Consider the following 10242-nt stretch of genomic DNA (forward strand, 5'->3'; position numbering starts at 1 on the left):
CGCTACGACAGATGCGCGAAGACCTTCCTTTCCGCTATCGCCCTCGCCGCAACCGTCATCTTCTGGCTTTGAGGATTAATGAGTCTGGAGCCTAGGGAAAAACAAGAGCCTAGATCAACAGCGCTGTCTCCGCTGTATCTTTTTGCTTTTATTTGATTTTTTTGGCGGAGACGATGGGATTCGAACCCACGAGACCCTTTCGGGCCTACTCCCTTAGCAGGGGAGTGCCTTCGACCACTCGGCCACGTTTGTACGAGATGAAATTTGCCCAATGCTCCCCTTAGGCAATTGTTTTTCAAGCGTAAGTTCCATTTTTGCGCTGAAATATGCGCTTGGGAGATCTACGCGAACGAAGCCAACAGGAGCCCATATTTCGCTTCTGTAGAGATGAAATCCGACCGAATGTTACCGCGCGGTTACCGGGCTGCTCCCTCGCAACATGCCAGCAAAAGAAAACCCTCCGCAAGGGAGGGTTCCGGGATCAGCGCTGTGCCAGGCGCTTGGCGATAGATGTCTGAAAGTCCGGGTGATGATGCCCGTAGACCTTTTCAATCATCCGGGCCGAGGAGTGCCCAGCAAACCCGGCGACTTTGTAGATTTCCTCGCCGTCTTGCATGAGCCATGTGATTGCGCTGTGTCGGAGCACATGCGGCGTCACGGTGTCCGGATCAAGACTCGCGCGGATGACTGCCGCTTTGAAGCCGCGATGCACAGATCCAAGCCCTTTCCCGGAATGTTCAATGACGAATGGCGACGCGGCCCGATCTTGCGCTTCCCGGAGTTCCTCAAGGATCAGCCCTTCAACCCGGACCTGCGCCCGCGGTTTCTGGCGAACAGCACGTTTCCGGCGCCCACGCTCGTTGCGTTCGACGACTGTTTCTCGATCCGATCTGTTTCGCAGATCGATCGTTCCGGATTCCAGATCAACGCGGCTCCAGGTTAGCTGCAGGATTGCGGTGTGCCGCCCACCGGTCGCAAGACACAGGCGGATAAAGAGGCGGAGATAGTCCTTGTTAGCAGCCGCGATCAGTCGGCCCGCGTCCGCCCTAGAGATAAAATGCTCGCGCGGATCAGAAGATGGCGGCAAGTCAAGTTCCGGAACTGGAAGGTCAGTCAGAGGCGGATTTGAGTTCCGGGCAAGGCGCCACGCAGAAAGCACCGTCGACAGCTCCTGCCTGACAGTCGACTCTTCAACGCCATCTTCGTAGCGCTCCTGCTCATACCAGTACGCCCATTTTTGATCGATGGCGTGAAGGAGCATCTTCCCGGATTTTCCGTAGATCGTCTTGTAGATATACTGCCACTTTCGCTCCCACGTCCCCGGATTCTCACGCTTCCGCTTGTCGGCCCAGATGTCTAGAATATTCCGGAGAGTGGTAGACGCCATCGAGCCGGCGGCCGCTTTCTTTGCGTCCTCGTCGCGCCGCTTCATGTATTCGAACAGCGCCGCATCTGCGTCCGGCTTCCGGGTTGCGCCGGTCGAGATGTACCGCCGTTTGTCCCGGATTTGCCAGCTTGCCTTGCCCTTCGGCCATACAAGATATGGTGCTCTATCTTCAGTCGTCTTCGTCATGTGGTTTCTTCTTGGTCATCATCGCGACGATCTTTGTCGCTGTCTCAAGCTCTATTTCTGCGGCAATCTCCAGCCGAACGAGTCCGGGCGTTGAGCCTGGGCGTATTATGAACTCCGGGTCATCGGGACCGCGCGGCGGGATGCCATCCAGGTTCCGCCTCTTCGGTACGATCCGGGAAGGCTGCGTCTCTAGCGCCTGCGCGATCACGATGAGCTTGGCATCAGGGATCGGGGTCCGCCCGGTCGCATACCTGCTGATCGCTTCCCGGGTCAGGCCGGATCGCCGCGCAAGTTCGGACTGATTAATTCCGGCTCGATCAAGGGCTTTCCGGAAAAGCTCAGGAACAAGCAAGTCGGACAGCGCCTGGTCGTTCATCTCGGGCCCGTCGTAATCCTCCGGGTTAAAGCTCTCTTCATTTGCGTCAGTCATGTGCGCCTCCTTATGTTCGATATTTGTATGATTGTTCGATTCAGTGAGTCAACGTGCATTTTCCGGGTTGACTGGCGTGGGAAGCTCCGGGTAGCGTAAGCCCATGACCAATGCACTCATCATACGCATATGACCGACTGATCCGGACTTCGGGTCATCGTCATGCATGTTGAGAAGCCGCACGCCTCCAGCTTGATTTTGTGCGGATAACAGAAGGTCAAATCCCATGTCTTGGTCGCCCCTGGCGCTCGCTCTCGCGCTTGAGTATGAGCATATCTTTCAGCCTTTGCAGTACTTTGAGCCGGGCATCGTGATCGCAGATGTTCATGTGCCGTCTCTGAAGGAAGCGTGCGTCTGGCTTGATGCGTATGTCCGCCAGAACCCGGACTGCGGCGCGGTGATCATCGATGTCGGATTGTTCGATGCAGGGCTGATGGTCAGCGTTTTCCCGGACATCCCCGAAGTAGATCGGCGCATGTCTGACATCAGACATAAATCCGTCATCGTCATCTAATCAATCTCGGGAGTCAGCACAGGTGTGCAGGCGGGACTTATACCCCCGCGGCGCCAGATAAGCGTGTCCGGCCGGGATCGTTACCCGGGACTCCTACCAATAAAAACTTCCGGGAAGAGGGAGTGTTATCATGTCCAGGAAGCGTCCGATCTCGCCGTTCTGTCAGCATGCCCGGAGCATCGCGTTTGCGATCTTCCGGGCGAAGTATGGCATCCCGGATGACGAACTGAAGGATGTCGTTCCGTCGCGGGTCCTGTCGCGCGAACAGCAAGTGCGGGAAAAATACCAGGTCTGGCGGTCGCCTCGACTGGCCCGCGCCGTTGCGGCCGAGCTCCAGGATATCGAGAACCGGGCGATGCTCGATGTGATCGACAGCTGGGCCTGGCTGCACGCTAAGATGCCGACCGGCACTCGCAGCGTGTACAAGTTCCTCAAGCTCCGGGAACGGCTATTCGGACAGTCCCTCAGCTGGATCATCGGTGACCTCAGAGATCGGCGGCTCGACGATTTCGCCGAGCGTACCTACCTCGAAACTCGCAACGCTCATCTCGCGGCGCGCGGCGAGAAGGCTCTGCTGGAAGACATCTGGGCCGCCACTGAAAAGTCCGGGAAGACTGACGAGGCAAAGGACGAAGACGCCGACAAGATCACGATCTACAAAGCGCCTCCTCGTACCGCAACTATGGAGCGGGATGAGCGCGGACGTGACGCAATCCGTAAACGTCTGGCGATCCAATACCGTGTCCTGGGCTGGACTGATCGGCACGAGATCGACGAGGTTTTCTCGGAGCTCTACGTAGCCGCACCTTGGTTGGCGGAGCCTATTCAGTGGCTTTGGGAGCACCAGCTGCTAAATCTTGATGATGAGCGGAAGAAAGTCGGCTTCCCACCGATGCTGTTGGTGGGCCCTCCGGGCTGCGGAAAGACGCACATCGCCAGGTTGCTCGGCGATATTGTCGGCCTCAAAACGGCTCGGATCGACATGTCTGCCCGGAGCTCGGCGTTCGATATTTCCGGGACCGAATATGTTTGGCGCTCCTCGGCTCCTGGAATCCCCGTCCGGACTCTCGGTGCCAGCGATCATGCCAACCCGCTGATCGTGCTCGATGAGATCGACAAGTCGGGGGCGACAAGCGGCGGCGATCCCGTTGAAGCTCTCCTGCCGCTCTTGCAGCCCGACATGGCTCGAGACTTCGTGTGCCCGTTCTTGCAGGGGACCATCGACCTCTCGTGGATTTCCTGGATCGGGACCGCCAACGATCTCCGCAGGGTTCCAGATCCGATCAAAGACAGAGTGAAGATCTTCCGGGTTGAGGCCCCGCGAGGCGAGGGGCTCCGGCAAGTCGTGGCTGCTCAGCTTGGCCCGGTCGGGGCTGATGCGCACGTAGTCGAGGAAGTCTGCCTCCGGATCGAGTCCGGGGAAATGAGCCTCAGGGCCCTCGGTCGACTGAAAGACGAATTCGCGGCGATCTCGCGCCGCCCCGTACTGCACTAACGAAAGGAAAAGTTATGAATTTTCTCATTAAAATCGCTTACATCGCAGTCGGTTGGGCCGGACTTTTCTGCGCGATCGGGGCGTATACTAGCTGGTCTGCAATGCATAGCGGACCGATCGGCCATTCCGGGTGGGCAATCCTGATGCTGCTCGCATGCGTCACGAGCGTCGCCATGCTCTACCGCTTTCATTGCATTGCTGACAGCATCGCGTTGATTCCGGGTATCTTCCCGCTCGCATGTCTGATCGGAGGCGTCGGCGTATACTTCGTGCCCGTACTCATCATGTTCGCTCTCGGCACGATGGTCGGCGGCGCAACGCTTGAGATGCTGAGCTTCGAGTTGTTCTGCGGCCCGCTCGCCATCCTCGTTCTGCTCGCGGGATGGACGGGCGGATTCGGGCTCTTTGAATGACGCCGTGGACAGAGAGGACAGCACCATGACCTACCTCTTTATGCTCGCACATGTCGGACTCATCTTGATGTCCGGAGTCGGCATCATCTCGTCTGTCACCGTCTGGAGCGACTTCCTGCACACCGGGCTGGGCCCTGTTGCCTGGGGTCTGATCGCTTTGATGTCGGCCGTTCTGGCAACCGCCGCGCACGCCTTCACGCATGCTTCGACGACCGATCGGACTTGGGGCATTACCGAGGTTCTTATCGGCGTGACCTTCCTGCTCCACATGTCAGCGGCGATTTACGCTATCCCGGTGGCGATCATGGCCGTGCTCTACATGCTCGCCGGAGGCTTCTCCGTCGAGGCGGCACTCTCGATCATCACGGCGGCGATCTTGAGCATCTTCATGACGCCGTTTGGCGAAGTGATTTTCGAAATCGCGAGCGACGGATGATGCACACAGCTTACATTATCCCGGATAATGTGTGCTCTGTGAGACAAAGGGCCCCTCACCGGTGACCGAGCCGGACGTCGGGAAGCGTCCGGAGATGGTGAGGCTCACGCCCGCATCCGGAATGTCGACGGTAGTCACGTCGTTGATCGGCAGAGCGAAGACGGGGGGATTGGGTAGTGCATGACGAAAACCGACCGATCGGCGGGGAGGTTTCCGCCGAACCCGGATCGACGTCGTGCAACTAACAATTCTTGCTCGTGGGATCGATGTTGTGCCGTCCATGATCCTGGAGCAGGTCGCGGATGCGACGGAGCCAGATCATCGGATCTGACTTCATCTTACCAAAAACATCCTCCGCTGGAGCGCCGTTAGGCGCGGGCGGCGGCGGCGGACCTCCCGCAAAAGAACAAAAAGTGAATATATTCATCCTATTCGTTGAAAATTGAGCTGAATACTGCTGTATATGGTGACCTAAGAGGCTCGAATCTCAAGATGAGCCAAATCCGAAAGGCGCGTCTTGTCCGAGCACGAATACTCAGTCGTTGGTCACAGCCGATCCAAGATCGGTATGTACATAGCCTTCTTCGCGGGAACGATTGCCGGTGCCATAGCTGTTGGCGCGGGCCTTCTCATGACCGTAGCGCGTGATGCCGGATACCTGAGTTTGCCAGAGATCATCTTCTGGCCGGTGACAGGGGCCGCGGTCTTCGGAATGATGTTCTTCGTATTCGACAGGTTTGGATGGCGCTGGAGGGGAGTTCGCTCCGCTGTTGGTATTCCGGATGTTTCCGGGACGTGGTCGCTTGATGGCGTTTCCTACGACCAAGACCATCAGCCGAAATGGCAATGGTCCGGTCAGGTCGAGATTACCCAGAAATATGAGAAGATTTTCGTGTGCCTCCGTACGGCACAGAGCGGATCGCACAGTATCTCGGCAGCTCTGGTCCCGGAAGGTCGACGGTACAGGCTCATCTACAGTTACAGAAACCAGCCGAAACCGGGAGAGCCGGAGCTTCAGGCCCATATAGGCCACTGCGAACTCCTATTCGAACCTGACCTTCAGACAGCGGAGGGCTGTTATTTCAACGGTGGCGGCCGCTTCACGCATGGAACCATGTCTTTAAAGAGGAGCGTGCCCGATGCCGCGTAATTTTGATGAACGACTCGCGCGTATGCGTTCGCGACGGATGGACGATCAGAACATCGTTCTTAACTCCCAAGGTTTTGGCGAGGCTTACGAGAAACGCGCGACAAGCAAGGCGACGAAATATGCCCTCGGTGCGATGCAGGAGGTTGACCCGCGATCTACCCAGATTTCGCACGAAGAAGCGGAGAAGGTTGAGCGGAACATGAAAGACGGCCTTTCCTCAGAAGGGCTGTATCCCGCCTTTCGGCTTCAGGGTTCGGTCCCCCTGAATGTCCATATCCGTGGGGTCAGTGATGTGGACCTGCTCGTCATCGAAGGTGTCTGCCTTCGTCGGCAATACTGTGAAGGCAGCTTAAAGTCTTATCTCCCGTATTCGGGCGTCGGTTCGGTGGCTGAGGACGTCCTGCTTCTCAGAGCAAAATCAGAAGAAGTCTTGGAGCGCCGCTTCTGGGGAGCGACTGTCGACAAGACGCCAGCAAAATCCATTCAGCTTTCGGATGGTGCGTTTCGGCGAAAAGTCGATGTGGTTCCAGCGAACTGGTGGGACACGGAACACTATCAGCGGACGCTTGAAGAAGCACAGCGCGGCATCGAGATCGTGAACAAGTACACGCGCGAGCACATCACCAACTATCCGTTCATCTATATTGCCGAGATCACCGCGAAAGCCCGCCGAACCAATGAGGGGGCCCGTATGGGTATCCGTTTGGCCAAAAACGTTAAGAACGATGCAGAGGCCGAAATTGCACTCAGCAGCTACGACATCGGCAGCCTGATCTACCATTGCCCCGACCACTACATCACGCATTTGGTCGCAAGAGACCTGATGATCCTGTCAGGCGTCGAGCGTTGGTTTGATGAGTTGTCTCGTGATTATGTTCGGGCGACGTCACTCATGACGCCGGATGGAACGCGGCGAATTTTGGATGACGCAGGGAAATGGGAGGGTCTTGTGAAGCTGTCCGGTGAATTGACCAGTCTGGCTCAGGCTGTCGAAAGGGAGCTAGCGAGTCCCTATGACGTCTCGCTCCCAGATCGTGATATGCTCCGCAAGCGATTGAACGATAACTCTATCCCCCTGGCACCGGAGTTTACCAGCGGGGGCATTCGGTTCTGAACAGCATCATCGAAAGCGTAGACCATGTTCAAAAATCTACAGCAGGAACTCGAAAAGCTTGGGCGGATGAAGGAGATATCCGTCCCGATCGAGCCCGATTCCGAAGGGTATCTCGACAAGGAATGCCCATCTGAACCGTGCCTTTTCCTCTTCAAGGTCCACGGTGACGACTGGTCGAACATCGTTCGCGATGAGGAAGTATTTTGTCCATCCTGCGGGCATGTCGCCCCTAAAAAGTCGTGGTACCCCAGAGCCCAGCTCGAGGCCGCGCGGGACTACGCCCTCGGCACCATCGCCAATTCCATGAACAAGGCTATGAGGGCGGATGCTGCGGCGTCCAAGCGTCGCCAGAACCGCAATTCCTTCCTGAGCATTACCCTTGATGTGAAGGGCGGCAGGGACACTGTCCTTGTGCCAGTAGCGGCAGCGGAGCCCATGCGGCTACGTACCTCCTGCGAGAGCTGTGGTTGCCGCTACTCCTACGTTGGCGCTGCGTACTTCTGTCCGAGCTGTGGGGAGAACTCTGCAAGCCATACCTTCACGCAAACCCTGAACACGATCCGCACCGCTGCGGGACTTGGCGAAATCCTACGGAACACGCTCGGCCCAGATGAGGCCGAGGTGATGATCCGCACGCTTTTGGAAAAGGCGATCCAGGACACGGTAATGTCGTTCCAGAGGCTGAACGAGCAGCTGTATAAACGTCAGAGCGGCAAGACGGCCCGCCGCAATGCCTTCCAGAAGCTCGATGCGGGTTCAGACTTGTGGAAGGCGGAGATCGGACATGCCTATGTCGATTTGATCGGCCAGGCCAAACTTGACCAACTCAAGATTTACTTCCAGCAGCGCCATCTTCTCGCGCATCAGCAGGGAATCGTAGATCAGGACTACATTGATCGAAGCGGCGACAAGACCTACGCCGTAGGGCAACGCCTAATTGTTCGAGAGCGATCGGCGCAAAAATTTGCAGACTTGGTCGAGGAATTAGGTGACGAGCTGAGGCAGCGGGTAGAAGCAAAAAGCGGATGACTTCGATAGATTTCGAAACGGAAATCCGGAAAGCCTAAAAAGTGTCGGCGCGCTCGCCGCTATTAAGCGATGGATGCAATAGCATCAATGCAGTTTAAAGAGCATAGTGCTTTCCGTTAGGTGGAGGGCAAAAAATAATGACATAACTTGCGCGGATAGCATGGCCCAAATTCGAAAACTCGATATCCTCAATTTCAGGAGTATCAGATCCCTTTCCTGGCTTCCTACTGCCGGGATCAACTGTTTGGTGGGCCCCGGCGACAGCGGCAAGTCGACCATCCTCGACGCCATTGATCTCTGCATGGGGGCGAGGCGCACGATCCAGTTCACCGACGCGGACTTCACCGATCTCGCCGTCGATGCTCCGATCGAGATAACCATTACGCTTGGCGCATTGTCCGACCAGTTGAAGGCGCTCGATACCTACGGCCTCTTTCTACGCGGCTTCGACGACGCAAGCGGAGAAGTAGAGGACGAGCCGCAGGCAGGTCTCGAAACGGTTTTGTGCCTCAGGTTGACGGTGGACGCGGATCTTGAGCCGGTCTGGACACTGGTTTCCGAGCGAGCGGCAGTACTCGGGAGCGAGCGTTACCTCGCTTGGTCCGATCGGCAGGACATCGCCCCGACACGGATTGGCTCGTATTCGGACGTGAACCTTTCATGGCGGCGTGGGTCCGTCTTGAACAAGCTATCCAGTGAGAAAGCCGACGCATCTGCAGTCCTTCTCGCAGCGGCGCGGGACGCCCGGGCACAATTCGGTGACACTGCGGACGAGCAGCTGTTGGAAGGGCTGGCAAAGGTCAAGAAAGTCGCTGACGGGTTGGGGATTGGAGACGGGAACGACCTCCATGCTGAACTGGACGCGCATTCGGTATCCGTGTCGGCCGGAACGATCTCTCTACACAATGCGGACGGCATCCCCTTGAAGGGAATGGGTGTCGGATCGACTCGCCTCCTGATAGCCGGTTTGCAGAAGGAGGCCGCTGCGGGATCGGCGATCGTGTTGGTCGATGAGGTGGAACACGGGCTCGAGCCACACCGGATCATCCAGTTTCTGAATGCGCTCGGCGCGAAGGATCCCGAGCCTTCCCTCCAGGTATTTATGACCAGTCATTCGCCGGTGGTTGTTCGGGAACTCGGCCTGATACCTCTGACAATCGCGCGGCAGGGCAATCATGGCCCAGAACTGAAAAGAGCTAGGGATCATCTTGAGCTGCAGGGAACGGCACGCCTCTTCCCAGAGGCATTTCTCGCCAAATCTATCTTGGTCTGCGAAGGTGCTACAGAGGTCGGGTTTGTTCGTGGGATCGACCAGTGGTGCGATGACCAAGGAAAGCCCACGCTGCACTCGGCTGGGGCATGCCTTGTCGATGGGGGAGGCGGTGGCGATCAGATGCTCAGTCGAGCGCAGGCCTTCTGCACCCTCGGCTACCGATCCGCTCTTTTCCGGGACGATGACAAGCGCCCATCTGAAGTGAAGGAGTGCGACTTCCAGCTGGACGGCGGGTGCGTCTTTACTTGGCGGGATGGCAAAAAGATTGAGGTGGAAATTTTCGACTCCATTCCACCAGAAGCCGTGGGCCCGCTCTTGGACATCGCATTGGAAGAGCGAGGGGAACAGTCGATCAACGATCAGCTCAAGACCGTCTCCGGAAACAAGGTTACCTTGGCCACCGTCCGGGCCGAAGTTAAAGCAAACGAACTTAGTCATGCCTCTCGTCACGCGCTCGGGGAAGCCTCTGGTAAGGGTTGGTTTAAGAACATCTCGACCATGGAGCGCGTCGCCCGAGATGTCATCGCTCCGAGGGCCGCGAACTTGGACCCGGAGTTTCGGAAGTCGATCAACTCCATTCGAAGATGGTGCTTGAATGCCAGATGACTTCGACCTTCTTCAGGTCGCTAAGGGTGCGGTAGAGGCACCGGCAGGTTGCGGAAAGACCGAGCTGATCGTCTCGGCCCTGCGCCGACATTCCGAAACAAAACCCGTACTTGTCCTAGGCTCAGGACCCATTGAATTCAGTTGTTTGGCGTGATTCAGGCTCCGCAAGGAGACCTGATCGATGAGCAATCTTTACTGGCTGACCGACG

The 10242-nt window shown here is 57.3% G+C and carries 10 protein-coding genes; 8 read left to right on the top strand and 2 right to left on the bottom strand.

What is annotated here, in order from left to right:
• Positions 1–481: 481 nt before the first annotated feature.
• Positions 482–1573, bottom strand: a complete 1092-nt coding sequence (locus EV657_RS20450; RefSeq protein ID WP_134079653.1) for a tyrosine-type recombinase/integrase — start codon at positions 1571–1573, stop codon at positions 482–484.
• Positions 1557–2003, bottom strand: coding sequence for a helix-turn-helix domain-containing protein (locus tag EV657_RS20455; RefSeq protein WP_134079655.1), 447 nt, complete (start codon positions 2001–2003; stop codon positions 1557–1559). Before EV657_RS20455 ends, EV657_RS20450 begins: the two co-directional genes overlap by 17 nt.
• Before the next feature lie 226 nt (positions 2004–2229).
• Between EV657_RS20455 and EV657_RS20460 the strand changes: the two genes are divergently transcribed.
• The 8 genes from EV657_RS20460 (at position 2230) to EV657_RS20495 (ending at position 10033) form a co-directional block, all read left to right on the top strand.
• Positions 2230–2517: a hypothetical protein gene (locus EV657_RS20460; RefSeq protein ID WP_134079656.1), complete on the top strand. Its 288-nt coding sequence runs from the start codon at positions 2230–2232 to the stop codon at positions 2515–2517.
• Positions 2518–2647: 130 nt separating this feature from the next.
• A complete protein-coding gene (locus EV657_RS20465; RefSeq protein ID WP_134079658.1) occupies positions 2648–4012 on the top strand; it encodes an AAA family ATPase in 1365 nt (454 codons plus the stop codon).
• A gap of 14 nt (positions 4013–4026) precedes the next feature.
• On the top strand, positions 4027–4425 hold the full coding sequence (locus tag EV657_RS20470; RefSeq protein WP_134079660.1) for a hypothetical protein: 399 nt from the start codon (positions 4027–4029) through the stop codon (positions 4423–4425).
• A gap of 25 nt (positions 4426–4450) precedes the next feature.
• Positions 4451–4861, top strand: a complete 411-nt coding sequence (locus EV657_RS20475; RefSeq protein ID WP_134079661.1) for a hypothetical protein — start codon at positions 4451–4453, stop codon at positions 4859–4861.
• A gap of 715 nt (positions 4862–5576) precedes the next feature.
• Positions 5577–6011, top strand: a complete 435-nt coding sequence (locus EV657_RS22840; protein ID WP_425057275.1) for a Cap15 family cyclic dinucleotide receptor domain-containing protein — start codon at positions 5577–5579, stop codon at positions 6009–6011.
• On the top strand, positions 6001–7125 hold the full coding sequence (locus EV657_RS20485) for a nucleotidyltransferase-like protein (RefSeq protein ID WP_134079664.1): 1125 nt from the start codon (positions 6001–6003) through the stop codon (positions 7123–7125). The genes EV657_RS22840 and EV657_RS20485 overlap by 11 nt, the downstream gene beginning before the upstream one ends.
• A 24-nt stretch (positions 7126–7149) precedes the next feature.
• A complete protein-coding gene (locus EV657_RS20490; protein WP_134079666.1) occupies positions 7150–8154 on the top strand; it encodes a hypothetical protein in 1005 nt (334 codons plus the stop codon).
• 160 nt (positions 8155–8314) lie between these two features.
• Complete coding sequence (locus EV657_RS20495; RefSeq protein ID WP_134079668.1) at positions 8315–10033, top strand: ATP-dependent nuclease; 1719 nt, start codon at positions 8315–8317, stop codon at positions 10031–10033.
• The last annotated feature ends 209 nt before the right edge of the window (positions 10034–10242 follow it).

Origin of the sequence: Rhodovulum visakhapatnamense (genome assembly GCF_004365965.1) — a bacterium.
Classification (GTDB): Bacteria; Pseudomonadota; Alphaproteobacteria; order Rhodobacterales; family Rhodobacteraceae; genus Rhodovulum; species Rhodovulum visakhapatnamense.